This is a genomic window from Streptomyces lydicus (assembly GCF_004125265.1).
Lineage (GTDB): Bacteria > Actinomycetota > Actinomycetes > Streptomycetales > Streptomycetaceae > Streptomyces > Streptomyces lydicus_C.
In genome coordinates, this window is record NZ_RDTE01000003.1 from 4,302,927 (window position 1) to 4,328,268 (window position 25,342).

A 25,342-nucleotide genomic window follows, 5' to 3' on the forward strand; every position below is an offset into this window, starting at 1 on the left:
CTTCCCCCTTGGATCGAGCGTTCAGCCATTATGGGCGGTGACGGACACTCCGGCGGAGGTCTCGACCTCCAGGAGAGAGGCGCTGTGCCGCTCCTCGTCGAAGGCCGCGCGGCCGCCGCGCAGCCCGAAGAGCCGCTTGGTGAGCAGGATGTAGAGCACCGCCAGGATGTTGATCACCAGCGTGGCGATCTTGAGCCAGCTGACCTTCTCGGTCAGCTCGTAGATCTCCAGCGGCAGGAAGGCCGCCGTCGCCACCACCGTCAGGTACTCCGCCCACCGCTTGGCGCGCCAGAGGCCGACGCCCTCGACGATCTCCACCAGGGCGTACGCCAGCAGCAGCCCGGCCACCAGCATCAAGGTGGAGTGGCGGTAGCCGAAGGTCTTCTGGATGGTGCCGACGACCGGCGACTGGTCCAGGTCGTAGTGGAAGTGCCGGGCCACCGGGCGGAGCACGGCGATGTACTCGTCGAAGAACCGGCGGACAGCGTCCTTGCGGTTGCTGAACTGCCATACGCCGACCGCGGCCAGCACGATGAACACGCCGCGCACCGCACGCTCGACGGCCAGGAACCGCAGGATGAACAGGTCGCGCAGGACCTTGCCCCGCGGGACCAGCGGGGCATCGGCGGCCGGGCCGGAGCCGTGCGGGTCGCCGAGGGCGAAGTCGCCGCAGCGCAGACAGCGCCAGGCCTCGCCGAGAGCGGTATCCGCGCGCAGTTTGTCCCGGAGGTGTTCCTCGTGCGGGAGGTAGGTGATGTGCCCGCGGCGCGCGCAGGTACGCCGGTCCCAGTCGATCTTCATCGTTGGAGCCTGTGTTCCTTTCGTCGTCCCGCGCGGCCGCACGCCGCGGCTCGCGGCACGCTGCCGCGCTCCGTTGTGTCGCGTACATGATGCATGCCGTATGCCGCGTGCCGACCAGGCGCTCCGGGCCGTATGAGGTCCCCGGGTTCCGGGTCGTACGAGGTGGGAGACGCGAGGGCCTCGTGCGCGGTTGCAGACGCACGACGGAGCCCCGCCGCCGTGCGTGCCCTGGGACCCCCCGTGGCATCCAGGGACGGCTCGGCGGCGGGGCTCCTGTCCGGGCGGGAACGGTGTAAGGGACAACCGCTCCCCCGGTGCGGACCGGGCCCCGGGCCCGCGCCGCCGTCACGGGGACGGCGAGGGCGCGGGCCCCGCAGCGAGGCCCTGATCCAGGGCCCGTGGATTCCTGCCGGATCCACCGGGCCACCTCACTCATGGTGCCGTGGGGGACCTGTCCCAACAGGCAGGCAAAAGCCCTCCTTTGGTGGGCCTTTGGTCCATAAAGTCCGGATCAGTGCCGCAGTGGGGGAGGTGATCGACAGGCGGATACAGCGGAGCCGTGGGCGCGACTCCCGCGATCGAACACCTGTGGTTACACTCGCCCGACTGCCGGGAAGTGCAGGTACTGCCGTAGGGGACTGCGTAGGGGAGACGGGACTGATGGCGCAGGCGAAGAAGATCGCGTTGTACATGGTCATCGTCTTCGTGCTGTACACGATCATCACCTCCCCTCAGCGGGCCGCCGAAATGGTGCAGATAGGCTTCGAGGGCATCTCGTCCGCCGCCCAGGGCGTCGGCGAGTTCATGACGCAGCTGATCAAATAGGGGCCGCCCGGTCCGGCCGGCGGAACCTGGAGCCGCCCGAGGCGCCGGACCGTCCCCGCGATCGGCCGAGACCCCAGCCCCGGCCGGCCGGCCCACCGGACCTGCCGCGCCCCGCCCGCCGTAACGGAGGCCCCAGTGATCCGCCACCTGGTCCTGTTCAAGCTCAATGAAGGTGTCTCCCGCGACGAGGAGCGGGTGCAGGCCGCCCTCCGCGCCTTCGAGGCACTGGAGGGCCAGATTCCGGAACTCACGTCCTGGGAGTACGGCTGGAACATCACCGACCGCCCGATCGCCTACGACTTCGCGATCAACTCCGCCGTGGCCGACACGGACGCCCTCAAGCGCTATATCGAGCACCCGGCCCACCAGGCGGCCGCCGCGCTGTGGCGCGAATTCGCCACCTGGGTGATCGCCGACTACGAATTCTGAGCCCCGGCACCCCCGCACCTCACCGCACCGAGCCCCCCGCCCCCGCCGGGCGGGGGGCTTCGCCGTACCCCCGGACGCCCACCGCCGCCCACCGGCCTCCCGGCCGCCCCGCACCCACCCCAACTCTTCGCTCAACACGGCATTATGGGGTGCTTGCACACAGTGCACATGTCTTGTGATGCTATGACCGCTTTTGCCGGATACATGCACTGTGAAGGGTGGCGTGACCGTGACGGCCCGTACTGCGCCCAAGGCTCCATCCCGCGAGAGCCGAAGCGCGGACACGCGGGCGCTCACGCAGGTGCTGTTCGCGGAGTTGACGGACCTGGAGCCCGGTACCCCCGAACACACCCGGGTCCGGGCCGCACTGATCGAAGCCAACCTGCCGCTGGTCCGCTATGCCGCGGCCCGTTTCCGTAGCCGTAATGAGCCGATGGAGGACGTCATCCAGGTCGGCACCATCGGCCTGATCAATGCCATCGACCGGTTCGATCCGGACCGGGGCGTCCAGTTCCCCACCTTCGCCATGCCCACCGTTGTCGGCGAGATCAAACGCTACTTTCGAGACAATGTCCGCACGGTCCATGTGCCGCGCCGCCTCCATGAGCTCTGGGTGCAGGTCAACGGCGCGACCGAGGATCTGACGGTGCTGCACGGCCGCTCCCCCACCACCGCCGAGATCGCCGAACGGCTCAAGATCGGCGAGGACGAGGTGCTGGCCTGCCTGGAGGCGGGCCGCTCGTATCACGCCACGTCACTGGAGGCCGCCCAGGAGGGCGACGGCCTGCCCGGCCTGCTGGACCGCCTCGGCTACGAGGACCCGGAGCTGGCCGGCGTCGAGCACCGCGACCTCGTACGGCACCTTCTCGTCCAGCTGCCCGAGCGCGAGCAGCGGATCCTTCTGCTGCGTTACTACAGCAATCTGACGCAGTCACAGATCAGTGCGGAGCTGGGGGTGTCGCAGATGCATGTCTCACGGCTACTGTCGCGGAGCTTCGCCCGACTGCGATCCGCAAACAGGATCGACGCGTAGCCGGGACGAGCGACCCGATCCTGCACAGATATGTCGACAAGGCGCTACAGCGTGTTGCCGACATGTGACATTCTGCAGGAACCGCGTTTGCCGTAGCGCTGCCTCCGGTATTCAGGTGGAGGTATCACTCCTCGGTCCGCCCCGGCCCGAGGACGCCACAGCGACCCGACCGCGACCTCAAGGGGGTGGCATGTCCGTAGAACTGGGCAGCTCGAAGGTGCTTCCCGCGATTCCCGCGCCCGCACCACACGTGCATGACGACGACGCCATCAACACCCGCACGCTCTCCCGCTCCCTGTTCCTGCGGCTGGCCTCGCTCGACAAGGACTGCGCGGAACGCACCTACGTCCGTGACACGCTCATCGAGCTGAACCTCCCGCTTGTCCGGTATGCGGCCGCCCGCTTCCGCAGTCGCAACGAGCCGATGGAGGACATCGTCCAGGTCGGCACCATCGGCCTGATCAAGGCGATCGACCGTTTCGACTGCGAACGCGGCGTGGAATTCCCGACGTTCGCGATGCCGACCGTGGTCGGCGAGATCAAGCGCTTCTTCCGCGACACGTCGTGGTCGGTACGCGTCCCGCGCCGGCTCCAGGAGCTCCGGCTCGCCCTCACCAAGGCCAGCGACGAGCTCTCCCAGAAGCTGGACCGCTCCCCGACGGTCCCCGAACTGGCCCTGTGCCTGGGGGTGTCGGAGGAGGACGTCGTCGACGGCCTGGCCGTCGGCAATGCGTACACCGCCTCCTCGCTCGACTCCCCCTCCCCCGAGGACGACGGCGGCGAGGGCTCCCTCGCGGACCGCCTCGGCTACGAGGACTCCGCCCTGGAAGGCGTGGAGTACCGCGAATCGCTCAAGCCGCTGCTGGCCAAACTCCCGGCCCGCGAGCGCCAGATCATCATGCTGCGCTTCTTCGCCAACATGACGCAGTCCCAGATCGGCGAGGAGGTCGGCATCTCCCAGATGCACGTCTCCCGGCTGCTCACCCGCACCCTGGCGCAGCTGCGCGAGGGCCTGATCTCCGACTGAGGAACGGTCCGCCGAGGGGCCGCACAGCGCTTGGTGCCGCTCGGCGGACAGTTGCAAGGACGCAGGGAGGAAGGGCGGGGGCGTGGCGCGAGGTGCGCCCGCCCGGCCGCGAGAGAGTCAGGTCCGGCCGGACAACGGCCGTGCGACCGGCCTCTGTACACCTGACGCACCGTCAGCAACACTGTGCCGATGCGACGGACGACGACTGTGGCCGCCGCCTCGGCGGCCGTGCTGTGTCTGGGTTCCCTGCTCACCGGCTGCGGAAGCGCGGCCGATCAGGGCTATGCCGCGGTGGGCGCGGCAGGCCCCTCCGATGACCGTGCGCCGAGCCGGGCCGTACCGCCCGAGAGCGGTGTCGAACTGACTCCGCTGGACGGCGACGGAGGCCGCGCGGACGGTGGCGACCGCGGTGGCGGAGACGGCGGCAGCGACGGTGCCGGCGGCAGCGGCAGCGGACGGGCGCGTGCCGGGCGGACCGTGCCGGAGTCCCCCTCCGGAGCAGACAAGGGCGTCGAGGGCGGCAGCAGCGGAGCCCACGGCGGCCCCGGCGCATCCGGCGCCCCTCCTGGCTCCTCCGCATCACCCTCCGGCGCACACGGCAGCCACAGTGGCCACGGCAGCCACGACGACGGCACGACGCCCCCGGCCTCACCGGGCGTGCCCCACTCCCCCAGCCGTCCCGGAGGCACCGCCCCGCCGCACGGCTCCCCGGCCCCCGAGCCCCCTTCCCCCACCATCCCGGCCGGTCCAGGGGCACCCTCCGGCCTCCTGATAGGCAAGCCCGCTCTCGCCGGCACGGACGTCCGCTGGTGCCAGAAGGTCACCGTGGACTTCCTCAACAACGGCGCCCGGCCCGTCACCGCAGGCAGCATCGTCTTCGGCACCCACATCATCGGCGCCCTCGGCGTCGACTGGGCCACCCTCACCTCCACCCATCCCCTTCCGCTGCCGCTCGCCGTGGGCAGGAGGCAGACCGGCACCTGGCGGGTGTGCGTGGACGGCTGGCGGGTGCCGCTGGGGATGCACCTCGACACCAAGGACGTCAGCTTCCGGTGGAAGTGAGGGCCGGCCCGGGGGAAGTGATCGCCGGTTCGGGTGGGGAAGTGAGCGCCGGTTCGGGTGGGGAAGTGAGTACCGGTTCGGGTGGGAGTGAGGGCGGCTCTCGGGGCTGGCCGAAAATCGCCCCTGGCGGGCGACACGAAAGACCTTCCCGACGGGCGATGAGTTCCGTCCGGTGGGACCGTCTGAAGAGGCACAGACGCAGCCATCGGCAGCGACCCGTCCCAGGGAGAAGACCATGCCCCAGATCACCCCCAACCTCTGGTTCGACACCCAGGGCAAGGAAGCCGCGGAGTTCTACTGCTCGGTGTTCCCGAACTCGAAGATCAAGAACGTCACCCATTACAACGAGGCAGGTCCGCGGCCTGCGGGGACCGTACTGACGGTCGAGTTCGAGCTCGACGGCCAGCAGTACACGGCGATCAACGGCGGCCCCGAGTTCACCTTCAGCGAGGCGATCTCCCTGATGGTCCTCTGCGCCGACCAGGACGAGATCGACTACTACTGGGCCAAGCTCTCCGAAGGCGGCGAGGAGGGCCCGTGCGGCTGGCTGAAGGACAAGTACGGCCTGTCCTGGCAGGTCGCGCCCGGCGGTATGGCGGAGCTGCTGAACGACCCGGACCAGGAGCGCGCGACCCGTGCCATGAAGGCCATGCTCGGCATGAAGAAGATTGATGTCGCCGCCCTCCAAGCGGCGGCGGATCAGGCGTAAGCGGCCGGCGCGAGCCCCCGGCCTCGGCCACTCCCCGGGGCCACCCGCGCCTCACGACCGGCTGGGATTGCGCCCCGTCCGCAGCGGGCGCGGTGCGGGGCCGCGGTCCACGCCCATCTCGCGCAGCGCCCGGGCCGCGGCACGCACGGCCGCGGGGGACGCCTCGGCGAAGACCGCCTCATGGGCGTCCGCATGGGCACGGACGGCGCGCTCGGCGGTGCGCACCCCCTCCCGGGTCAGCCGGATCATGGTGCTCCGGCCGTCGTCCGGTGAGGGTTCGCGGCGGACGAGTCCGCGGCCGGCGAGGTGGTTGACGACGTTGCTGATGCCGCCGGAGGACAGCAGCAGGGCGCGGACCAGTTCGTTCGGCCTCATACGGTACGGCTCACCGGACCTGCGCAGGGCCACCAGGATGTCGAACTCGGCGACGGTCAGACCGAGTTCGGGCAGTACACCGCGGGTGGCCGCGTCCAGCGCGCCCGCGAGCCGGGTTATCCGCTTCGACAGCTCCGTCGCCGGTCGCAGCACATCCGGCAGCTCGGTGCGCCAGGCGCTCAGCAGCGCGTCGACGGGGTCGGGGTCCGGTCCGGATGCCGCGTTCACCTCGACAGGATAATTGATCACTGTCGTGATAGCTTTCAATAAAGCTTTCTTCCGAACGTGCAGAGGGAGACGTGCCATGGGAATCGAGCGCCACCACACCCCGCGCCTGCTCCTGCGCGGTGGCCTGGTCATCGACACCGCCCCCCACCCCATCGCCCACCCGCACACCGATGTCCTCGTCGAGGAGGGCCGGATCGCCGCCGTGGGCCCCGACCTGCCCGTCGACGACACCGATACCGGCCTGGAGGTGATCGACGCCCGCACGATGGTGGTGCTGCCCGGCTTCGTCGACACCCACCGGCACCTGTGGCAGGGGGTGCTGCGGTCCGCCGCGGTCGACGAGAGCCTTGACCGCTACCTCCACCGGATTCTCGGTGACCTCGGCGCCCGGTACACGCCCGCCGAGGTGTACACCGGCAACCTCCTCGGCGCACTGGAGTGTCTGGACTCCGGGGTCACCACCGTCCAGGACTTCTCCCACGTCCAGCACACGCCGGAGCACACCGCAGCCGCCGTCGAGGCGCTGACGGAGGCGGGGATCCGTGCCGTCTTCGGCTACGGGTACCCCGTCTTCGACGAGGCCGCCCGGCAGGCCGACTGGGTGCGCAAGGCCCGCACCGACCACTTCCCCTCGCGTGAGGCGCTGGTCACGATGGCCCTGGCCCCGGTCGGCCCCTCCTTCACTCCCCCGGAGGCCGTGCGGGAGGACTGGCTGCTCGCCCGCGAACTGGCGCTTCCCCTCGCCGTCCATGTGCAGGCCGGCCCGGTGGCCCAGCGGCCGATCGCCGCCCTTCAGGAACAGGGCCTGCTCACCGCCGGCACCCTGTACGTGCACGGCAACTCGCTGCCCGACTCCGAGCTGCGGCTGATCGCCGAGTCCGGCGGAGCGGTGGCGATCACGCCGGCGATCGAGGCGTCCATGCGGTTCGGCGCGCCGATGGCGGGGCGGCTCCGCCGGGCGGGCATCACCACGGGGCTGGGTGCCGACGCGGTCACCTCGGCGCCGGGCGATATGTTCTCGCAGATGCGTGCCGCCTTGATGAGCAGTCACTTCGACGGCGACGCGGCTTCCGGAACGTCCACGATCAAGGCGGCCGATGTGCTGCGCATGGCCACCGCGGAAGGAGCCGCGGCCCTCGGCCTGGGCGACGAGGTGGGATCGCTGGAGATCGGCAAGCGCGCCGACCTGATCCTGCTGCGCGCCGATGCGCTCAACCTCGCCCCGGTGACACACGATCCGATCGGCGCGGTGGTGACCGCGGCGCACCCCGGGAACGTCGACACGGTCCTGGTGGACGGGCGCCCGGTCAAGCGCAATGGACGACTGCTGTACGCGGACCTCGGCGGCGTACTGGCCGAGGCGCACCGCGCGGCCGAACGCCTCGGGGCGTCGGGCTCTCGGGCGAGTTCTCAGTCGAGCTCTCAGTCGAGCGCTTGGTCGAGCTCTTAGCGGCTCGCCTCGGCGCCGGTCAGCGCTTGTCAGTCAGCGCCGGCCAGTGCCCGTCAAGCCTGTCAGTGCCGGCAACTACTGTCGCGCGTATGGTCGAACACGATGCCCTCAGCGCCACCCGCGAGGCCTACGACGCCGCTGCCTCCACCTATGCACAGCTGTTCCGTGACACGCTGCGGGACAGCCCCCTGGACCGTGCGATGTTGGGTGCCTTCGTCGAGGCCGTACGGGCGAGTGGGGACGGTCAGGTCGCGGACCTGGGGTGCGGGCCCGGCCATGTCACCGCCTATCTGGACGAGCTGGGGCCGGTGGTGTTCGGTGTGGACACTTCCGCTGCGATGATCGAGCTGGCCCGACAGGCCTATCCGGGCCTGCGGTTCGACGTGGGCTCGATGGCCGCGTTGGACATCGCTGACGGCGCGCTGGGTGGCGTGCTCTCCCGCTGGTCCATCATCCACACCCCGCCGCAAGAACTCCCCGCCGTCCTGGCGGAGTTCCACCGCGTGCTGGCACCTGGCGGCCACCTTCTGCTCGGCTTTTGGGCAAGCGAGGACGCGTCCCACCCGACGCAGGTCTTCGATCACGCGGTCGCGCCGGCCTATCGATGGTCGCCCGATCACCTTGCCTCGATGCTGCGCACGTCCGGGCTGGCCGAGGTGGCACGGATGGTTCGCGAACCTCAGCCCACCGACCGGCGGCAGTTCCAGGAGATTCACCTGCTCGCCCGCAAGGGCTAGGCAGGGCAGGCCGGGGCTGTCCGGCCGTGTGGCGTGTGGCCGTGTGGCGTGTGGCCGTGTGGCGTGTGGCCGTGTGGCGTGTGGGTCACCCGGCCGACGGGCCAGGAGAAGGATCCGCCGACGGGCCGGGCGACCGATCCCAGGACGACGTGCCGTGAACGGTGCCGAAGGACTGTACGGCACACCCCATGCGGTCGATGGCGGCGAGGACTGCGCGGCGGGCCGCTTCGCTGTCGGCGGGCGGGAACGCGACACGGAGTTGATGCCCGTAGGCCGTCTCGTACGTCAGCTGCCAGCCGGTGTCCGTGACGACGAAATGGTCTTGCCGCTTGCCGTTGTTGTACTCGTAGCCGCCCCGGTCGGCGGTGGGGGCGAGCGCGTCGCGCAGAATCCGCAGGCGCTCGGCGTAGGGAAGGCCCCCTTCCCCGTCCGCCACTTCTCCCGCTCCTCCCGGTTCTCCCCCTTCTCCCGGTTCCCCCGGTTCCCCCGGTTCCTCCAGCCGGACGTAGACGTGATCGCGTTCGATCGCCGCATCGAACCAGGGGGCGGTTTCCGTCTCGTGGCGCAGGAGTTCGGAGCTGAGGCGGCCGTTGATCCACCCGTCGAGAAATGCGGCGGCCCCGCAGTCGAATCGTTCGTAGTCGCTGTCCTCTGACCAGATCACCACCGGCCAGGACTCGGGCGGCCCCTCGGTCAGCCAGCACACTTGCGCGGCGTTGCCCGTCATCGCCCAGGTGAGCAGTCCGCCCGGTTCCGGAAAGAAGGGGTAGGGATACTGCTCGGGCCAGCTCTCGCGCAGCGGACCGAAGTCCTCCACCAGGTTTGCTTCGAGCCGGACCGGGTTGTCGTCGCCGAACGGGGTGCACAGACACAGCGCACCCCAGAAGTCGCCACGGCCGTAGGTCTCGACCAGCTTTTTGTAGTCGTCCGGCAGCCGGGTACCCAGGGCCCGCTCCGCATCGGCCCAGTCGCCGCGCCCGTTGACCGCTTCGGCGGGCGGCGGCACCCGCTCGATGATGCGGGCGAGGGGGCTTTGCGCATCGATCATGAACACACCATAGGACCTGCCCCTCCCGGTAAGGAACGGCCCGTTCGCCGCGCTCTCGCCGCTCGCTGCTCACTGCTCACTGCTCACTGCTCACTGCTCACTGCTCACTGCGATCAAATTCGTCCGCCTTGCCGAATCTGCCCGGTTTCCTCCGGAACCGCCTGCCCGGCGTCCCTCCCGCACAGGCCCGTTCGCCATCTCCTACGGTGTGCAGGCAGGCGCACTGGTCATGCACAGCACCAGTGCGGACAACGTGAGAACGGAACGGGGGACCCGTGGGCGACATACGGGTGGACACGGCGAAGGTCCGCGGCACCGGCGACGACATGAAGGCCTTGTCGAGCGACACTCAGCGGCGGCTGTCGCATGTCCTCGACAGCTCTCAGGAGGTCTACTACGACGCCATGTTCTGGAAGTCCGGAAACGCCGTGATGTCGTGCCGCAACGCCTGGCAGGATCACATGGTCGACCTCGCCAAGAGGATGGGCGAACTGGGGCAGCGGTTGCAGGACTCCGCCGACGGCTACGACGCCGCGGACCAGGAAGCGGTCGCACGGCTGCGGGCCGGCATGAAGGACCTGGGGAGGCACTGACCGTGGTCACGTACTCGGAACTCATCAGCGCCCACCCCCGGAAATGGAAAGAGGCCGCGGACGACTGGGCGGCACTGGCGAAATACGCGCTGAACGCCGCGAATGACGTACGCGAGCAGGGCGCAAAGCCGCTCGCCGACAACTGGTCAGACGAGGTCGGCGCGTCGGCAGCCGGCGATTTCGTCAAGCTGGCGAATCAGCTGGAATCGGCGTACGACCTGCTGCTCAGCGTCAAAATGGTCATGGAAGGCATGCACACCAGCCTGGAAACGGCGATGAGCACCGCCTGCCAGATCACCGACCTCTCGCGGGCCCACGACCTGCCCATAGGCGATGACGGAATGCCGCTGGAATGTCCCGCCCCGAACGCGGGCGCGGACAAGCAACAGGCCTACAACGACATCGTCGCCCTGCGCGAACAGGCCCTGCGGCAGGCGACGGAAGCGGACGAGAAGACGTCCGCCGAGCTGTACCGCCTGGCGGGCATGACCGGTATCGGCGACCCGGACAAGGCACTCAAGGAGCAGAACCAAGCCTCGCACGTCGAGATGGACATGCTCGCCGCCGATATCCCGAAGGCGAACACCGACCCGAGTGCGGTACGTGCCTGGTGGAACGGCCTGAGCGAGAAGCAGCAGTACGACATGATGCGAGCCGAGCCGGTGAAACTCGCGCACCTCGACGGCATTCCCGAGAGCGCGAAGCGCGAAATGCGCGGCACGGACGGAAAGTTCGACCGGGTGAAGATGGTGGAGTACGCGCTCGACAACTGGAACAAGGCCGACCCGATCCACTTCGATAACAACTGCACCAACTTCGTCTCCCAGGCTCTCGACCATGCGGGCATGCAGAAAAAGATCGACCCTTGGTCAGGGGCCCGGGGCGACGACACCTGGGGAAATACCGGCGGTATCGGCATCGACGCGATCGACGCGATCCTCTACTACTCCAAGACCTGGGCCGGAGCCGAGAACCAGCAGAATTTCATGCTCAAGCACGGTGGGGAGGAAGTCCCACAGTCCCAGGCCCGGCCCGGCGACATCATCTACTACGAGCAGCAGGGGCCCGACGCCGAAAGCGAGCGGGGCAACACCCACCACGCCGCAGTCGTCACGGCAGTGATGCCGGACGGCGAGGTCAAGTACACCCAGCACCAGGACTCTTACCAGAACGTGAGTCTGGAGGGCCGGCTCCCGGCAACGGAGAAGGCCGAAGGGCAGCAGAGAATCCGCATCGTTCGCCCGCACCCGGATTGGTACTGACAGTGACGACCGAAGCGAGTACACAACCTGCGACGCCGGCACCTCCGCCCCCGGGACGCTGGCAGACGACGATCCTCTCCGTGCCGTTGCTCTCGGTGACGGCAATCGTCTGCTTCTTTGCGTCGGTCTCTCTCTCCAACGGGCACCGCGCATTCCAGTCGAGAGCGTGCCGGTACACGCTGCTGCCGTGGACGAACTTCGCCGTCTCTTACGGCGGCCTGATAGCAGCCGTCCTCGCGGTGACCATCCACCTGTTGATGTTCCGGTCCGCACGACGCGCCGGGCACGACCCCCATCGCGGCTGGCAGAGCATGGTTGCGACGCTCTTCGTCGCCATCGCATGGCTCATGGTCCTGCTGACGGCCGGCATGGTGGTCGTGACCCATATGGACGCCGCCGAGGCAGCCGCGGACATCGGAAAGAGGGCGTGTGAGGGCTGAGGGCCTGACGCGACCCCCACCCGGATTGGCACTGATGTCGGACACCTCGACCAGCAGCGCCCGGCGCTCCCCCCTGCTGGTCCCCCTGTTTGCGCTGCTCGGGCTCGGCGGTCTCACTGTCTACGGCAAGGCTGACGACGCGCATGTCGCCGCGGAGTGGGCGCACTGCGGGGACCTCCCGCTGACGTGGCAGATGTACCTCAGCGCCTACGGTGCGCTGGCCTGCGGGATACTCACGCTCGCACTGTTCTGGTGGCTCGCCAGGCGCGCCCGGCGGCGCGGCACGTGGGTGGGCGACGGCCGGCCGGGCAAGCTCGCACTTGCCGCCGTCGTGGTCGACATCCTGCTGGTGGCACTGCAGCTCTTCGTGGTCTGGTCCCTCTACCAGCCATCGCCCGGTGGGCCCATCAGCTGTGTCTAGCTCAGTCCCTCGGAACGTTGCCCGAGTGCACCTTTTGGCTCGTGGTTGTGGTGGGGACGGACTCCTCCGGCCTGTCGGCCACTGTGGGTACGGGGCGGTACGGGGCCCCTCTTGGCGGACAGTCCATCGAACGGAGAGGACACGCCATCGTGCGCACCGTCAGCGGCCCTTCGCCGGCGACCTGCAGGTGCTTCCGCACGTCCCGGATGATCAGCGCTGACAAGCGGAAAGCCGACACTGAGGCGTGCCCGTACGGCACAGCAAGGACCCCGGCGACCGCTGCAACGGCCCCGGGGCACGGCCAACGCCGTCCAAGGAGCGTCGACATGCAGAACCCTATGCGCAGCCTCCTCGCCCGGTTAAAGAAGCACCGAACCCACCCCTCCCCCACCGTCACCGGGTATGTTTCCCAGCTCGCCGACGAGATGGAAGAGGCTCAACTCCACACCGGCGAGGAGTTGCTGAGACACACAGCCGAGTTGCTGCGCTGGCCGGCGGAGGCGACCGCCGGGGAACTCCGCTTCTGTGTCCACAGGCTGCGTGAAGCGCTGCGTGAAGCGCTGCGGGACGCACTGCGGGTCGCCGAGAGCAGGGGCGGGCACGGGCGCGTGACGTAACCGGCGGAGGAATGATCAAGGGCCCGGCATGGTGATGCCGGGCCCGTGCGCGTAAGGGCGGGCTTACGCGCGACAACAGCCGTACGCGTAAAGGAAGACTGGGTTACGCGACAGCTAGCAGCCGTACGCGTGAGGACAGCTGCGGAGAGACCTGTTACGCCAGTGCCAGCCAGGCGGCGCCCGCGACGACCAGGATCGCGACGATCACGCCGACGATGACGCCCACACGGGGGCCGGCGGACTGCTGCGGGGCGGGGGCGCGGCGGCTGCCGGTCTGCGGGGTGCCGCCCTCGTCCACGAAGGCCCGGAACATCTGCGTGCTGCCGGCCGGGTCGTAGTTGCCGCCGGCCTGGTTCTGCGGGTTGGTCGCCATGGGGAAGGACCCTAGCGAACCGGGGGCCGGGGGGGCACCCCTGGGGCGCGTATGAGGCGTCCGGGAAGGCGCCTACGGAGCGGGGTCGGGTCGGGTACGGGGCGTGGACGGGGGTGCGGGCGGGTCGTCTGGGGGTGTCCCGCTACCGACCGGTATCGGCCGGGGGCCCTCACCCCGCCTCCGAACTGCAGCTTTGCGCGCCACGTCACCCCGATTGACCGATCCCCCACGCAGACTTTCCACTCCCTTTACTTCAATCCTGGACGATTTCGTTTGCCTTCAGCAACCAACTTTGATTATGGTTGCCCCAAGCAACAAAAGATCGTGGATGCATGTGATGTGCGAGGGATGGTGGAGGAGCCCGTGGCCGCCCACAGTCAGTACGAGGAACTGGCCAGGCAACTCAGCGCCATCGGTGCCGTCAAGCGCGAAATGGGGCGGATGCTGCCCCAGGAGTGCCCGCCCGCTTCGGCCGGGGTGCTCACCCTTCTCGACCGGCACGGCGAGATGCGGATGAGCCAGCTGGCCGAGCTGCTGGCCATCGACATGTCGGTGACCAGCCGGCATGTCGCCCATGCCGCCGAGCGCGGCTGGATCGAGCGGAAGCCCGATCCGGCGGACAAGCGGTCGCGGCTGCTGCGCCTGACCCCGAGCGGCACACAGCTCCTGGAGGAGCTCGCCGAGCGCTACACCGCAACCCTCGCCCGGTACCTGGACGACTGGACCGACACCGACGTCGGACACCTCACCGAATTGCTCGCCAGGCTCCGTACGAGCTTCGGCGACTGCCGCCCCCGGGCGCATCACGACTCCACCACCCGTACACCCGCAGGATGAAAAGGAACTACATGGCTACGACCACACCAGCCGGTGTGCGGGGCGGCCACGCCAGACACGGAGGCGGACACCACGCCGCCGACGGGGCCCCTATGACGCACCGTCAGATCATGGAGGCACTGTCCGGGCTGCTGCTCGGCATGTTCGTCGCCATTCTGTCGTCAACGATCGTCTCCAACGCGCTGCCCGAGATCATTCACGACCTCGACGGCGGACAGAGCGCCTACACCTGGGTCGTCACCGCCTCGCTGCTGGCGATGACCGCGACCACCCCGCTGTGGGGCAAGCTCTCCGACCTGTTCAGCAAGAAGCTGCTGGTGCAGTTCGCGCTGGTCATCTACGTCGCGGGCTCGGTCGTCGCGGGTCTGTCGCAGAACACCGGGATGCTGATCGCCTGCCGCGTGGTGCAGGGCATAGGCGTGGGCGGTCTGTCCGCCCTGGCCCAGATCGTGATGGCCGCGATGATCTCGCCGCGCGAGCGCGGCCGGTACAGCGGCTACCTCGGCGCCACCTTCGCCGTCGCCACCGTCGGCGGCCCGCTGCTCGGCGGCGTCATCACCGACACCGACTGGCTCGGCTGGCGCTGGTGCTTCTACGTCGGTGTGCCGTTCGCGGTCATCGCGCTGATCGTGCTGCAGAAGACCCTGAAGCTGCCCGTCGTCAAGCGCGAGGGCGTCAAGGTCGACTGGGCGGGCGCCTTCTTCATCAGCGCGGCGGTCTCGCTGCTGCTGGTGTGGGTGACGCTGGCCGGTGACAAGTACGACTGGATGTCGTGGCAGACCGCCGCGATGGTCGGCGGCGCGGTCGTGCTCGGCGCGATCTTCGTCTTCACCGAGACCAAGGCCACGGAGCCGATCATCCCGTTGCGGCTGTTCCGCAACAAGACGATCACCCTGGCGTCGCTGGCCTCGCTGTTCGTCGGTGTCGCGATGTTCACCGGCACCGTCTTCTTCAGCCAGTACTTCCAGCTGGCACGCGGCAAGTCGCCGACGATGTCCGGCGTCATGACGATCCCGATGATCGGCGGCCTGTTCATCTCGTCGACCGTCTCGGGCCAGATCATCACCAGGACCGGCCGCTGGAAGGCCTGGCTGGTCGCCGGCGGCGCGCTGGTGACCGCGGGGCTCGGGCTGCTGGGCACCATCCGCTACGACACCGAGTACTGGCACATCGCGATCTTCATGGCCCTGATGGGCCTGGGCATCGGCATGATGATGCAGAACCTGGTGCTCGCCACGCAGAACCAGGTGGCCCCCGAAGACCTCGGCTCCGCCTCGTCCGTCGTGACCTTCTTCCGCTCGCTCGGCGGTGCGGTGGGCGTCTCGGCCCTCGGTGCGGTGCTCGCCAACCGCGTCACCCACTACGTCAAGGACGGCCTGGCCGAACTCGGCCCCAAGGCCGCCAAGGCCGCCGCGCACGGCGCCGGCAACAGCGGCGGCGGCATCCCCGACCTGGACTCCCTCCCGGCGCCGCTGCGCACCGTCATGGAGAGCGCCTACGGTCACGGTGTCGGCGATGTGTTCCTCTACGCGGCGCCCTGCGCGCTGCTCGCCTTCCTCTTCACCCTGTTCATCAAGGAGGTCGCATTGAAGACGCGTGGCGGACTGTCCCAGAGCTCGGAGAGCGCCCGGGCCGCGAACACCCCGTCGGCCACTCCGGCGGCCGTCCCGGCGGCGGATGCCGTCGTCCCGGACCTCGCCGTCGCCGCCGCGGCGCCCGGCGAGGAGCGGGAGCCCGCTCTGGTGGGCGCCCCGTCGGTGGCCCCCGACGACGACCTGCACACGCCCTCCTGGGCGCAGCCGGCCGCCGCCACCGCCACCCAGCCGCTGGCGGCGTACGCCTCGGCCGGCGGCGGTGACGCCCTCCCGACCGGTTCCGCGGTCCACGGCTTCGTCCGCAATGCGGAGGGCCACCCCGTACCGCGCTCCGCGGTGACGCTGATCTCGCTCAGCGGGCGTCAGCTGGGCCGCGCGGTCGCCCAGGCCAACGGCTCGTATGCGCTCGACGCCCCCGGCGCCGGCTCGTACGTGCTGATCGCCGCGGCCGACGGCCACCAGCCGCAGGCGTCCACGGTCGTCATCGGCGACCAGCCCTACGGCTACGACATCCTGCTCAGCGGCACCAGCGGCCTCGGCGGCCAGGTGCGCAGCGCGGCCACCGGCCGGCCGGTCGAGGGCGCGATGGTCGTGGTCACCGATGTCCGCGGCGAGGTGCTGGCCACCGGAGCGACCGGCGCCGAGGGCCACTTCGCCTTCGACGAGCTGGCGCCCGGGACCTTCACCGTCGCCGTGAACGCCCCGAACCACCGCCCGGCCGCGCTGCCGGTCGAGATCGGCGGCCAGGGCACGACCCGGATCGAGATCGAGCTGCTGTCCGGCGCGCGGGTGCAGGGCATCGTGCGGGCCGGCGGCCTTGACGGCTCCCGGCCGCTGCCCGACGCACGGGTCACGCTGGTGGACGCGGCGGGCAATGTCGTGGCCACCTCGACGACCGGGGAGGACGGCGCCTACGCCTTCACCGACCTGGACGCCGGCGACTACACGGTCATCGCGAGCGGCTACCCGCCGGTCGCCACCGGCCTTGCGGTCGGTGCCCACGGGGTCGACGGCTACGACGTCGAGCTCGCACACCCCGAGGGCTGACCCCCCGCGGGCCCGGGGCTTTCCCCCGGGAGCAATACTCCGGGCCGGGGCGCGCGTTGAGCGGAGACGCGTCCCGGACCGGACCCCGGGGCTCCGGCGGCGGCGCTGCGCACAGGCAGGGGACGGCCTGCACGCCGCCGTCCGGAGCCCGACCCTCCCCCGCACTCCCGGCGTCGCCGGAGCGGGGGACCCCGACCAGGCAGGAAACAGGAGAGGCAATGACTTCGACGGGCGCGGGAGCTGCGGGACTGAGGGCTCAGATCCGCACACGCGACGGCTGGGCGGTCCAGCACGCCGTACTGACCGTCACCGATATGACGGGCGCGCAGGTGCTGCGCGCGGCGGCGGACGACGAGGGCGTCATCCGCAGCGCGGAGCCGCTGCCCGCCGGCCCGTACACGGTCATCGTGACGGCCGTCGGCTATGCACCGGTCGCCTCCAGCGCGATCGTGACCGCGAGCGGCCGGATGGACGTCGGCAGCGTCGTCCTGGCGCGGCAGGGCGGGGCCGAGCTGCCGCCGCCCGGCGCCTGGACCATCGACCCGATGCACTCGACGGTGGCCGCGGTCGCCCAGCACCTGGGGATCTCCAGCGTGCACGGCCGGTTCACCGAGTTCAGCGGCCGGATCGAGATCGCCGAGGACCTTTCCGCCTCGCGGGTCGAGGCGGCCATCAAGGCCACCTCCATCGACACCGGCAACGGGATGCGCGACGGGCACCTGCGCTCCGAGGACTTCCTGAACGTCGAGGAGTTCCCGGAGATCACCTACCGCAGCTCGGGCCTGGCACCGGCGGGCCCGGACCGCTGGACGGTGAACGGCGAGCTGTCGCTGCACGGTGTCGTACGCCCGGTGGACCTCGACCTGAGCTACCTCGGCACCGGCCCCGACCCCTGGGGCGGGGTGCGCGCGGCCTTCCGCGCCACCGCGGAGCTGCGTCGCGAGGACTTCAAGATGAACTACAACCAGGTCGTCGCGGCGGGCATCGCGGCGATCGGCACCACCCTGAAGGTCGAACTGGACATCCAGGCGGTGCAGGGGGAGAGCCTGCCGATGGGATGAGGCCCCCGTGAAGTCTGCGCCGGCGTGCGGGAGTCCCTTCGGCCGTCGCTGCTTCCGTGACTGAGCGCTCTGCTCGGCGATCCCCGCCGAGCAGAGCGCTCCGTCAGTTCGGGGCTGATTCAGGGCTGACTCGGCTCAACAGCTGACTCGGCTCAACAGGGGCGCAAAGGCGGAACCGGCCTTCCCCCTGCGCTGTCCTGGCAGGCATGGCAAAGCTTCTGTTCCTGATCCTGGCCGTTGCGCCGCTCTGGGCGCCCTGCGTGTTCGTGATCGCCGCCACGGCGCTCGCCTTACGGGTCCGCCGACGACTACCGGGCAGGGGGTGGCACCTGCCGAGTCTCCCGACGTGCGCGCTGGTCGCGGTCATGGCCGGTGCGGCGGCACTCGGCGCCTACGCGTGGGGCGTGATGTCGGGGTTCTACGTCCTTGACCCGGATCAGATGTGTGCGGCGCTGGGAGTACGGGGCGATCGCATCGTGACGCGGGAGACGCTGCCGGTCAGTGCGCAGTGCGTCACGTCCGACGGCGTGGGAACCGAGCTGGTACCGGGCTGGGTGAATCCCGTGATCTTCCTGGGGCTGGCGCTGTTCGTGTTCGGCTTCGTGATGGGAATCCTCGCCGGTGTGCGCCGGCGCCGCGGCCTGCGGTGAAGCAACCCGCAGCGCCCGCAGCGCCCGCCGTACCCGCCGCGCCCGCCGTACCCGCCGTGCCCGCCGCGTCCTCAAGGGACACGGGATCCGCGAGGCACCTCCTTGCGCCGGCACCCCACGCGTCAGGCGAAGGCCCCCTACGGCCGGTCCCGCATCGCCTCGATCCCCGCGATCTGGAGGTCGAGGGCGAAGGCGAAGTCCCGGTTCAGCAAGTCCACGGCGCTGTGGCCCCGGCGGAGGTGGTCGGCCCGGGTGGAGGGTTCCAGCAGCCCGGCGAACTCCGGCCGGTCGGTGAGCGCGGCGACGACCTGTTCGAAGTAGTCGTCGAGGCTCATGCCCACGGCCCGGCAGCGGGCCTCGTGCGTGGCCCGGATCGTCGAGAAGCCGTAGACGAAGTGGAAGAGGGAGGCCAGCGCGCCGGACATGCGGTCCGCGGCCAGGCCGCTGCGGCGCATCGCCCGCTGGGTGGCGTGGGCGAAGGCCGTCGCATGCGGGCCGATGTTGAGGAACTCGCCCAGCAGCCGGGCCGCCCAGGGGTGGCCCAGCAGCATGTCGCGGTAGCCGACGGCGAGCGTGCGCAACTCGTCGCGCCAGTCGGCACCGGAGTCCGACGGGTCGGGCAGGGTCATCTCGCCGACCACCGCATCGAGGGCCAACTCCAGCAGGTCGTCCTTGGTGTCGACGTACCAATAGACGGACATCGCGGTGACGCCGAGCTCGGCGGCGAGCCTGCGCATCGAGAACTTCGACAGGCCCTCGGCGTCCAGCAGCCGGACCGTCGCCCCGACGATCTTGTCGAGGTCGAGTGCGGCCGGCTGCTCCGCCTTCCGTTTGAGCGGGGGCCGTTCGGCCAGCCAGACGCTGTTCGGCCGCTTTCCGGTGCGGTCGTCCGTCGCTGCCATGGCGCCCCTCCCTGTCCCGAGCGTCTTCGACGTCGTGGGTGCCGTCGTCGCGGTCGGCTTCGGTGTCGTCATGCGATGACGCCCTGCGGTGACGTCGTCGGCGTTGTCATCGGTGTCGTGGGTGTTGTTGATGTCGTGGGTGTTGGTGATGTCGTCGGTGGTGGTGATGTCGTCGGTGTCGTCGGCGGTGACGGCACGTATGGAGGCATACGTGCCGCCGGTACGCGCCGTTCACGCGCACTTGCCGAGCCGATGCTATTCCGCCGCGGCGGTGGCCGGTCCCGCACCGGGAAACGTGGCGGCCTGCTCCGCGTCCCCGCCGGCACGCTCCGCCCGGCGCAGCAGGACCGCGGCGAGCAGTCCGCCGAGGAACACCGCGGCCGCGCCGACCAGCTGGCTGGTGCCGATGCCGGCCGCGAAGGCGTCGTGCACGGCGGCCCGTTCGGCACCCGTACGGGTCCGGGCGAGCGCCGCGGTCAGCGATCCGGCGCCCGCCGCGGCCGCCGGAAGCAGCGCCGCGAAACGGGAGTTGAGGACCGCGCCGAGGACGGCGACGCCGAGGCCCTGGCCGAATTCCATCAGGGTGCCGTTGACGCCGGCCCCCACGCCCGCCTTGGCCGGCGGGATCGCGGACATGATGGCGTTGGCCATCGTCGGCATGGCGAACGCGATACCGACCCCCATCACGACCAGGCCGCACAGCATGCCGCCGTAGCCCGCGCCGCCGGACAGCGAGATGGCGGCGAGGCCGGCCGCGAGCAGCGACATCCCCGAAACGATCATTCCGGGGGTGCCGAGCCGGGGCATCAGACGGGCGCTCGGACCGGTGAAGTTGACCAGGATGACGGTGACGGCGAGCGGCGCCATCCGCAGTCCGGCATCCAACGGTCCGTAACTGAGCACCAGTTGGAGATGCTGGGTGAGCAGGAACATCGAGCCGCCCATCCCGAAGGCGACGAGGATGCCGCCCGAGACGGCGCCGATGAACCGGCGGTTGCGGAAGAAGTGCATGTCCAGCATCGGGTGCGGGACGCGCAGCTCCCACAGCGCGAAGACGGCGAGCCCGGCGATCCCGACGGCCGCGGAGAGCAGCACCCGGCCGGACAGCCAGCCGTGGCTCGGTCCGGAGATGATCGCGAAGACCACCCCGACCATGCCGATCATGGACAGCAGGGCACCCGGCAGGTCGAGCGGGGTCCGCCCGGCCGAGGGCGCACCGGCCGCGGAGAGGGTGCCGCCGCGGCTGCTCGATTCGGGGACGAGGACGGCGACGGCCGCCAGCGCGAGCACCGCGACGGGCAGATTGACCAGGAACAGCGAGCCCCACCAGAAGTGGTCGAGCAGTGAACCGCCAATCAGCGGGCCGGCGGCGAAGCCTAGGGAGTTGACCGAGCTCCAGATGCCGATGGCCCGGGGGCGCTCCTCGTCGTCGAAGATCTGCATGACGACGGCGAGGGTGGTGGTCACCAGCAGGGCCCCGCCGATACCCATACCGGCGCGTGCGGCGATGAGTTCGCCGGGTGATGCGGCGAGGGCGGCGCCGAGCGAGGCGGCCCCGAACAGCGCCAGGCCGACGAGGAGCATCTTCTTGCGGCCGTATCGGTCGGCGGAGTTGCCCGCGGTGAGCAGCAGACCGGACTGGACCAGCGAATAAGCGTTGATCATCCACTGGACGTCGGCGGTGGTCGCGCCCAGCTCCTCGGTGAGGGAGGGGATCGCGACGTTCAGGACGGTGTTGTCGAGGACGACCGTCAGCTGGGCGAGGCAGATGACGGCGAGGATCAGCCAGCGGGCGGTGGGACGGCCCGGTGGCTCAAGGGAGGCGGTGGTGGCGTCGGAGGCCACGGAGGACATACGGGCTCCCTGTGCGGCGCGAACGGAGACTTACACCGTACAGGGAGGGTTATACGCCGTACATTTGTTTTCGGCCGCGCGGGGCGGGAGGGGGAGCGGGCCGGGCTCGCGGCTACGCCCCCGCCCCCCGGCCCACGCCCCCGACGCCCTTACGGGTCGCGGGTCACCCTTACGGGGCGCCCCCGAGGGACACCCCTGCGGGTTACGCCTTGCGGGTCAGGTCGTAGAAGGTGGCGCTGCCCACGGTGACCTTCTTGAAGGTCTTCTCCACCCAGGAAGTGATCTTCGACGAGCCACCCCGGCCGCCACCGGGGCCGCCCATGCCGCCGCCGGGGCCACCCTTGCCGCCACCGAAACGGCCCGGACCGCCACCGTGGCCGCCGCGGCCGCCCTCCCCGCCCGCGATGAAGTAGTGGATCTTCCCCGCCGCCACCTCCTTCTTGAACTGGTCGAGAGTGGGCGAAGGGTCGCTCCCGTTGAAGCCGCCGATGGCCATCACCGGCTTCTCGGTGGCGAGTTGATAGCTCGCGGCGTTCTGCGAACCGATCGCCGCGGCGGCCCAGGTGTAGTGGCCGGCGTCCTTCTCCACCAGCGCCTTGGCCTTGGCACTCACCTTGCTGCCGTTGAGCAGACCCCCCATGCCGCCCACACCGCCCATCCGCCCGGCACCCCGCTCACCGAAGCCGCCAGGTCCGCCCGGCCCGCCCTGACCGCCGGGGAAGCCCTGCCGACTGCCCTGCATACGACCACCGGCGCCCTGCCCCGGGAACCCGCCCTGACCGGTGCCCTGATGTTTGCCTCGGGCTCCCCCCGTGCCCGGACCCATGCCCGGACCCATGCCCTGCCCCATGGCCTTGCCCTGGCCACCCGGCATGGCTCCGTTGATGCCACGCCACATACCGCGCCGCCCGCCACCGGGGAATCGGCCGCCGGGGCCGCCCATGCCGCCGCGCACCGCGGGGCCCGCGGTGATGATCGACCCGCCCTTGGGCGTGTTGACCGTCTGGAGCGTGTACGCGACCGGACCGGCCAGCGCCGTCGCCACCCCGAGCCCGCCCGCCAGCACCGCGAGGCGCCGGCCCGTCCGCCGCGGCGCCCGCTCCGGCGCTCCGTGGCTCCCCGGCTCTCCGTCCCGCGACGGCTCGCCGTCCCCCACAGGGGATCCGTCCCCCGCCGGCTCTCCACCCCGCGCCGACGCCCCGGCCCATACCGGCACCAGCAGCCCCAGCACCGACAGCGCCCCAAGGGCCAGCACCGTCCAGCGCAGCCACGGCAGCCAGCCCGGCGAGCGGTCCAGCAGCACATACGACCATCCGGCGGTCACCGCGACCGTCCCGGCCAGTACGAGCGCGGCGCTCCGCCCGCCGCGCCGCCACCACAGTGTCGCCCCCATCCCGACCAGCGCCGCGATGTACGGGGCCAGCGCGATGTTGTAGTACTGATGGAAAATCCCGGACATGAAGCTGAAGATCGCGAAGGTCATCAGCAGCGCGCCGCCCCACACCAGGAACTCCGCCCGCTGACCGGCCTGTTCGGCATCGGTCGCGCGCCGGGCCCGCCACAGCACCCACACGCTCGCCACCAGCAGGATCAGCGCGGCCGGCAGCAGCCACGAGATCTGCCCGCCCATGTCGGACGAGAACAGCCGGGTGATCCCGGTCTGGCCCCAGCCGCCACCGCCGTGACCGCCGCGGCCGCCACCGCCGACGCTGCCGGTCTCATTGCCGCTGATCCGCCCGAAGCCGTTGTAGCCGAAGGTCAGTTCCAGGAAGCTGTTGTGCTGCGAGCCGCCGATGTACGGGCGCGAGGACGCCGGCCACAGCTCGACGATCGCCACCCACCAGCCACCGGACACCACGATCGCCGCCCCGGCGAGCACCAGCTGCCCCAGCCGGCGGCGCAGCGCGACCGGCGCACAGCAGGCGTAGACGACGGCGAGAGCCGGCAGGATCAGCCACGCCTGCAGCGTCTTGGTGAGAAACCCCAGACCGAAGCAGACTCCGGCCAGCACCAGCCACTTCGTACGGCCGTCCTCGAGCGCCCGCAGGACGGCAGCGATCGCACAGACCATCAGCAGGCACAGCAGCGCATCGGGGTTGTTGAACCGGAACATCAGCGCCGCGACCGGCGTCACGGCCAGCGCCCCGCCGGCGAGCAGCCCCGCCCCGGCACCGAACCGGCGCCGTACGGCCGCGTACAGCACCCCGACCGTCGCCACACCCATCAGCGCCTCGGGCACCAGGATCGCCCACGAGCTGAGCCCGAAGAGGCGTACGGACAGCGCCATCGGCCACAGTGCGGCCGGCGGCTTGTCGACGGTGATGGAGTTCGCCGCGTCCGAGGAGCCGAAGAAGAACGCCTTCCAGCTCTCGCTGCCGGCCTGTACGGCGGCCGAGTAGAACTGGTTGGCGTAACCGGAGGCGGACAGGCTCCAGAGGTAGAGCACCGCCGTGACCAGCAACAACGCCAGCAGCGCGGGCCGCGCCCAGCGCGCGGAGGCGGCCGGGTCCGGCGCCGCGGGGGAAGCGGCGGCCGGGCCCGGCGGCCCTCCCTGCGGCATGGACGGGGGCCGGTACGACGGCTGGGCCGGCGTAGCGGGCGGGTGCGGGGTCATCGGGTGCTCCTGGTCAGGTTGTGGTGATCGGGCGAATCGTGCGAAGGGTGCGGCTGCGGTCCGCCGGCGTCATCGCGCCGCTCCCGGTCCGGGAAGACCCAGGCGCGGAAGAGCAGGAACCGCAGGACGGTCGCCGCGAGGTTGGCGGCGACCAGCACCGCGAGTTCGGTGCCGTGCGAGGCGTCGCCGCCGGCGGCGGCGAGGGCGGCCAGGGACCCGCTGGTCAGCGCCAGCCCGATGGCGAAGACCACCAGTCCCTGCGCCTGGTGCCGCACGGCCCGGTCCCGGCCGCGCACCCCGAAGGTCAGCCGCCGGTTGGCGGCCGTATTGGCCAGCGCCGACAGCAACAGCGCCACGGCATTGGCGGCTTGCGGCCCCACCCCGAGCCGGAAGGCCGAGTACAGGCCGAGGTAGAGCAGGGTGCTGAGCCCGCCGACGACACAGAAGCCGACCAGCTGACGGGCCAGGCCGCCGGGCACCCCGGACAGCTCACGGTCCCGCGGATCGTCCCCGAACGGCCGGGCGAGCCGGTCCAGCGGCAGCCCGCCGGTCGCCAGCGCCCGCCCCACCCGCCATACGCCCTTGAGGTCGTCGGCGGCCGTCCGCACCAGCTGCACGGTGCTGTCGGGGTCGTCGACCCAGTCCACCGGCACCTCGTGGATCCGCAGCCCGGCCCGCTCCGCGAGCACCAGCAGCTCGGTGTCGAAGAACCATCCGGTGTCCTCGACCATCGGCAGCAGCCGCGCGGCGACATCGCCGCGGACGGCCTTGAAACCGCACTGCGCGTCGGAGAAGCGGGCGGCGAGCGAACCGCGCAGGATGAGGTTGTACATCCGCGAGATGAACTCCCGCTTCGGGCCGCGCACCACCCGCGCGCTGCGGCTGAGCCGGGAGCCGATCGCCAGATCCGAGTGCCCGGAGATCAGCGGCGCGACCAGTGGCAGCAGCGCGTTGAGGTCCGTGGACAGATCGACGTCCATATAGGCCAGCACCGGCGCCTCGGACAGCGACCACACGGTGCGCAGCGCCCGCCCACGCCCCTTCTGCTCCAGCCGTACCGCCGTGACCTCGTCGATCGCGTCGTCGAGCAGGGCGGCGACCTCCGGCGTACGGTCCGTGCTCGCGTTGTCGGCGATGGTGATGCGGAAGCCGTACGGGAAGGTGCGGGCGAGGTGGTCGTGCAGCCGCCGCACACAGGGCTCCAGATCGCGCTCCTCGTTGTGGACCGGGATCACCACATCGAGGACGGTCGCGATCTGACCGAGCCGCAGATGCTCGCGCGGCGGGAGGGAACCCAGCGGTGTGCGGGGCGGCTGTGTCGTCGTCATGCCTACGACATTCGCCGCCCGCGC

General features: G+C 70.6%; 25 protein-coding genes. 17 read left to right on the forward strand and 8 right to left on the reverse strand.

Translation table 11 applies throughout. From position 1 onward, the window contains the following. Positions 1 to 21: 21 nt before the first annotated feature. The gene (locus D9V36_RS21235) at positions 22 to 801 is read right to left on the reverse strand and encodes a DUF2127 domain-containing protein (protein WP_129295177.1); all 780 of its coding nucleotides are present in this window, start codon (positions 799 to 801) and stop codon (positions 22 to 24) included. Positions 802 to 1,461: 660 nt separating this feature from the next. On the opposite strand from D9V36_RS21235, the gene D9V36_RS41035 reads away from it, so the two are divergent. The 6 genes from D9V36_RS41035 (at position 1,462) to D9V36_RS21265 (ending at position 5,886) form a co-directional block, all read left to right on the forward strand. Further along, on the forward strand, positions 1,462 to 1,626 hold the full coding sequence (locus D9V36_RS41035) for a hypothetical protein (RefSeq protein ID WP_164993001.1): 165 nt from the start codon (positions 1,462 to 1,464) through the stop codon (positions 1,624 to 1,626). Positions 1,627 to 1,761: 135 nt separating this feature from the next. Next, positions 1,762 to 2,055, forward strand: coding sequence for a Dabb family protein (locus tag D9V36_RS21240; protein WP_129295178.1), 294 nt, complete (start codon positions 1,762 to 1,764; stop codon positions 2,053 to 2,055). Positions 2,056 to 2,278: 223 nt separating this feature from the next. Continuing rightward, positions 2,279 to 3,088 carry an RNA polymerase sigma factor SigF gene (locus D9V36_RS21250; protein ID WP_026169670.1) on the forward strand — a complete coding sequence of 270 codons (810 nt, stop codon included), beginning with the start codon at positions 2,279 to 2,281 and terminating at the stop codon, positions 3,086 to 3,088. A 190-nt stretch (positions 3,089 to 3,278) separates the two neighbouring features. Beyond that, entirely contained in the window at positions 3,279 to 4,115 is an 837-nt protein-coding gene (locus D9V36_RS21255; protein ID WP_026169669.1) for an RNA polymerase sigma factor SigF, read from the forward strand. 189 nt (positions 4,116 to 4,304) lie between these two features. Further along, the gene (locus D9V36_RS21260; protein ID WP_241720963.1) at positions 4,305 to 5,177 is read left to right on the forward strand and encodes a hypothetical protein; all 873 of its coding nucleotides are present in this window, start codon (positions 4,305 to 4,307) and stop codon (positions 5,175 to 5,177) included. 235 nt (positions 5,178 to 5,412) lie between these two features. Continuing rightward, positions 5,413 to 5,886 (forward strand): VOC family protein, encoded by a 474-nt coding sequence (locus D9V36_RS21265; RefSeq protein WP_129295179.1) that lies wholly within the window; start codon positions 5,413 to 5,415, stop codon positions 5,884 to 5,886. A gap of 51 nt (positions 5,887 to 5,937) precedes the next feature. Here D9V36_RS21265 and D9V36_RS21270 read toward each other — a convergent pair whose 3' ends face one another. Continuing rightward, on the reverse strand, positions 5,938 to 6,489 hold the full coding sequence (locus D9V36_RS21270) for a MarR family winged helix-turn-helix transcriptional regulator (protein ID WP_241720964.1): 552 nt from the start codon (positions 6,487 to 6,489) through the stop codon (positions 5,938 to 5,940). Between the two features lie 76 nt (positions 6,490 to 6,565). Between D9V36_RS21270 and D9V36_RS21275 the strand changes: the two genes are divergently transcribed. Both D9V36_RS21275 and D9V36_RS21280 read left to right on the forward strand, forming a co-directional pair. Then, complete coding sequence (locus D9V36_RS21275; protein ID WP_129295181.1) at positions 6,566 to 7,939, forward strand: amidohydrolase family protein; 1,374 nt, start codon at positions 6,566 to 6,568, stop codon at positions 7,937 to 7,939. A gap of 89 nt (positions 7,940 to 8,028) precedes the next feature. After that, a complete protein-coding gene (locus D9V36_RS21280) occupies positions 8,029 to 8,676 on the forward strand; it encodes a class I SAM-dependent methyltransferase (protein WP_129295182.1) in 648 nt (215 codons plus the stop codon). Between the two features lie 85 nt (positions 8,677 to 8,761). On the opposite strand, the gene D9V36_RS21285 is transcribed toward D9V36_RS21280, so the two are convergent. Next, on the reverse strand, positions 8,762 to 9,724 hold the full coding sequence (locus D9V36_RS21285) for an SMI1/KNR4 family protein (protein WP_129295183.1): 963 nt from the start codon (positions 9,722 to 9,724) through the stop codon (positions 8,762 to 8,764). Positions 9,725 to 9,999: 275 nt separating this feature from the next. Here D9V36_RS21285 and D9V36_RS21290 point away from each other — a divergent pair, with 275 nt between their 5' ends. The 5 genes from D9V36_RS21290 to D9V36_RS21310 all read left to right on the forward strand — a co-directional run bounded on the left by D9V36_RS21290 (position 10,000) and on the right by D9V36_RS21310 (position 13,057). Next, positions 10,000 to 10,317 carry a WXG100 family type VII secretion target gene (locus tag D9V36_RS21290; protein WP_129295184.1) on the forward strand — a complete coding sequence of 106 codons (318 nt, stop codon included), beginning with the start codon at positions 10,000 to 10,002 and terminating at the stop codon, positions 10,315 to 10,317. Positions 10,318 to 10,319: 2 nt separating this feature from the next. After that, positions 10,320 to 11,579, forward strand: coding sequence for an amidase domain-containing protein (locus D9V36_RS21295; RefSeq protein ID WP_129295185.1), 1,260 nt, complete (start codon positions 10,320 to 10,322; stop codon positions 11,577 to 11,579). An 80-nt stretch (positions 11,580 to 11,659) separates the two neighbouring features. Further along, positions 11,660 to 12,019 (forward strand): hypothetical protein, encoded by a 360-nt coding sequence (locus D9V36_RS21300; protein ID WP_129295186.1) that lies wholly within the window; start codon positions 11,660 to 11,662, stop codon positions 12,017 to 12,019. A 34-nt stretch (positions 12,020 to 12,053) separates the two neighbouring features. After that, positions 12,054 to 12,440, forward strand: coding sequence for a hypothetical protein (locus D9V36_RS21305; RefSeq protein ID WP_129295187.1), 387 nt, complete (start codon positions 12,054 to 12,056; stop codon positions 12,438 to 12,440). A gap of 338 nt (positions 12,441 to 12,778) precedes the next feature. Then, complete coding sequence (locus D9V36_RS21310; protein WP_241721336.1) at positions 12,779 to 13,057, forward strand: hypothetical protein; 279 nt, start codon at positions 12,779 to 12,781, stop codon at positions 13,055 to 13,057. Between the two features lie 154 nt (positions 13,058 to 13,211). On the opposite strand, the gene D9V36_RS21315 is transcribed toward D9V36_RS21310, so the two are convergent. Then, the gene (locus D9V36_RS21315) at positions 13,212 to 13,430 is read right to left on the reverse strand and encodes a hypothetical protein (RefSeq protein WP_129295188.1); all 219 of its coding nucleotides are present in this window, start codon (positions 13,428 to 13,430) and stop codon (positions 13,212 to 13,214) included. Positions 13,431 to 13,793: 363 nt separating this feature from the next. Here D9V36_RS21315 and D9V36_RS21320 point away from each other — a divergent pair, with 363 nt between their 5' ends. From D9V36_RS21320 to D9V36_RS21335, 4 genes are all read left to right on the forward strand, one after another. Continuing rightward, a complete protein-coding gene (locus D9V36_RS21320; protein ID WP_129295189.1) occupies positions 13,794 to 14,267 on the forward strand; it encodes a MarR family winged helix-turn-helix transcriptional regulator in 474 nt (157 codons plus the stop codon). 11 nt (positions 14,268 to 14,278) lie between these two features. Continuing rightward, entirely contained in the window at positions 14,279 to 16,909 is a 2,631-nt protein-coding gene (locus tag D9V36_RS21325; protein ID WP_129295190.1) for an MFS transporter, read from the forward strand. A 218-nt stretch (positions 16,910 to 17,127) separates the two neighbouring features. Next, positions 17,128 to 17,970, forward strand: coding sequence for a YceI family protein (locus D9V36_RS21330; protein WP_129295191.1), 843 nt, complete (start codon positions 17,128 to 17,130; stop codon positions 17,968 to 17,970). A 206-nt stretch (positions 17,971 to 18,176) separates the two neighbouring features. Next, complete coding sequence (locus tag D9V36_RS21335; protein WP_129295192.1) at positions 18,177 to 18,620, forward strand: hypothetical protein; 444 nt, start codon at positions 18,177 to 18,179, stop codon at positions 18,618 to 18,620. Between the two features lie 137 nt (positions 18,621 to 18,757). Here the strand turns inward: D9V36_RS21335 and D9V36_RS21340 are convergent, their stop codons facing one another. From D9V36_RS21340 to D9V36_RS21355, 4 genes are all read right to left on the reverse strand, one after another. Next, positions 18,758 to 19,522, reverse strand: a complete 765-nt coding sequence (locus tag D9V36_RS21340) for a TetR/AcrR family transcriptional regulator (RefSeq protein WP_129295193.1) — start codon at positions 19,520 to 19,522, stop codon at positions 18,758 to 18,760. 255 nt (positions 19,523 to 19,777) lie between these two features. Next, positions 19,778 to 21,376 carry an MFS transporter gene (locus D9V36_RS21345; protein ID WP_129295194.1) on the reverse strand — a complete coding sequence of 533 codons (1,599 nt, stop codon included), beginning with the start codon at positions 21,374 to 21,376 and terminating at the stop codon, positions 19,778 to 19,780. 202 nt (positions 21,377 to 21,578) lie between these two features. Next, positions 21,579 to 23,990 (reverse strand): glycosyltransferase family 39 protein, encoded by a 2,412-nt coding sequence (locus D9V36_RS21350; RefSeq protein WP_129295195.1) that lies wholly within the window; start codon positions 23,988 to 23,990, stop codon positions 21,579 to 21,581. After that, the gene (locus D9V36_RS21355; protein WP_129295196.1) at positions 23,987 to 25,318 is read right to left on the reverse strand and encodes a dolichyl-phosphate beta-glucosyltransferase; all 1,332 of its coding nucleotides are present in this window, start codon (positions 25,316 to 25,318) and stop codon (positions 23,987 to 23,989) included. The genes D9V36_RS21350 and D9V36_RS21355 overlap by 4 nt, the downstream gene beginning before the upstream one ends. Between the last annotated feature and the right edge of the window lie 24 nt (positions 25,319 to 25,342).